Source organism: Microcystis sp. LE19-41.2A, assembly GCF_027530405.1.
Lineage (GTDB): Bacteria > Cyanobacteriota > Cyanobacteriia > Cyanobacteriales > Microcystaceae > Microcystis > Microcystis aeruginosa.
Genome location: NZ_JAPZQJ010000496.1, coordinates 1 through 1,548, shown reverse-complemented (window position 1 = coordinate 1,548; position 1,548 = coordinate 1). Strand labels below are relative to the sequence as shown.

Here is a 1,548-nt window from a genome sequence, read left to right as displayed (position 1 = left end):
GTTGCTGACTAACTTCCTTCAGTTGTTTGTCAGTTTCTTTTTGAGCGGCAGTTAATTCAGCTTGAGCAGTCGCTAATTCGGCTAAGAGTCGCCATACGTCTTCGGATGTAGTTGCCATAGCTAATTTTTTCTCTCTGATTTAGTCTATTGCTATTTTACTGAATTTTGCCGATTCATGAAGAAGATAGTGCTTTTGCCTTTGAGTAAGAGAGCGATAAGTAGGGCGTGTTACACTGTCGCTAACATACCTTTATTTTTATAAGTAACTTAGAGTATTTTTAATATTTGATAAATTTATTAGAGTATTTTCAAGATTTGATAAATTTAACGGCAAGAGTTTCAAATCTACAGAATTAAACATTATAAATCAGGCAGAACCACATTTTTTAAGAGGTATGTGCTTATGTTATTAGCAAAACTTATGAAATACTCCATCGGGGGGGGGTAATACTTATCAGTCTGGCGACAGCAGGCATAGCGCAAGCTGCGCAAGTTATTGTTGACTTTGACGACCTTGTTGGCGACAATATTCTTGTACCCGATGGATACGGTGGAATTAATTGGGACAGTAACTGGATTTACTATGGATTCGACCAGTTTCCATACACTCCAGAGTCCACCCCCAATCGTGTGTACCCAAATTACGGTAAATGGCCTGTTGGTTCCGCCACCAGTGTTCCCTTCTACTTTCCATCACTTGTACGGTTTGATGGTGCCTATTTTGCTGGTCTTGACTTTTCTACTGCTACCTTCCAACTGTATAACAGTGGTTCGTTAGTAGCAACATCTGGGACACTTATACCTTCCTCAACACCAACTTTTCTCGCCTCGGGCTACACTGGGTTGGTGGATGAGGTGCGTGTTTCCCTGGCTAGTGTTGGATACATTGTAATGGATAATGTAACGTATAACACTGACATTGAAACTGTCCCTGAACCTAGCACAATTCTGGGCTTAGGTGTATTGGGATTTGGTGCTTTCTGCCAGCGCAAACTATCTCAAGGGAAAAAGTCAAAACAGGACAATTGAGTTGAGAAATTTGGGATTTCTTTCAACAAATTTTTGATAGGTGTCTATGTGCAGATGAATTATCAGGCCAGCGGCAAACAAGTCGCCCCCATGGAACGGGCCATGGGTTTAAGTGATGAGGTTATTCGTTATTTAACCCTAAAACTCGATCGCGTGGTGGCCCCCCTGCCGATTTATCTCCCTTAACGGAAATTCCCCCCTCTCCTATCACCGAAGCGGTGGTGGAAGATGACGGTATCTCCGCTGAAGATTAATTATAGTCACAACTGTGTCGGGTCAATGCCCAATTCCCGTAATCGGGCAAAAGCGCGATCGCGTTCCTGTTGTGCTTGGTCGCGCTCTTGTTGTGCTTGGTTGCGTTCTTGTTGTGCTTGGTCGCGTTCTTGTTGTGCTTGGTTGCGTTCCTCAAAGAGGGTTTCAGGGTCTTTAAATCGTTCCCCATTGGGATAAAAGACCTCTAAACCCTCTTCAAACATCTCAAACCGAATCCCTAGGATTGGGGAAGTCCAAGGAAAATTC

Annotated in this window: 1 protein-coding gene and 3 pseudogenes; 2 read left to right on the top strand and 2 right to left on the bottom strand. The window is 43.2% G+C overall.

From position 1 onward, the window contains the following. Window positions 1-118 (bottom strand): annotated as a pseudogene (locus O9290_RS20800) (DUF3782 domain-containing protein); the annotation flags it as partial. A gap of 773 nt (window positions 119-891) precedes the next feature. On the opposite strand from O9290_RS20800, the gene O9290_RS20795 reads away from it, so the two are divergent. Beyond that, window positions 892-1,029 carry a PEP-CTERM sorting domain-containing protein gene (locus O9290_RS20795; protein WP_288055035.1) on the top strand — a complete coding sequence of 46 codons (138 nt, stop codon included), beginning with the start codon at window positions 892-894 and terminating at the stop codon, window positions 1,027-1,029. A 39-nt stretch (window positions 1,030-1,068) separates the two neighbouring features. Continuing rightward, window positions 1,069-1,283: pseudogene (locus tag O9290_RS20790) on the top strand (30S ribosomal protein S6); the annotation flags it as partial. Between the two features lie 6 nt (window positions 1,284-1,289). Here the strand turns inward: O9290_RS20790 and O9290_RS20785 are convergent. Next, window positions 1,290-1,548, bottom strand: a pseudogene (locus O9290_RS20785) (Uma2 family endonuclease); the annotation flags it as partial.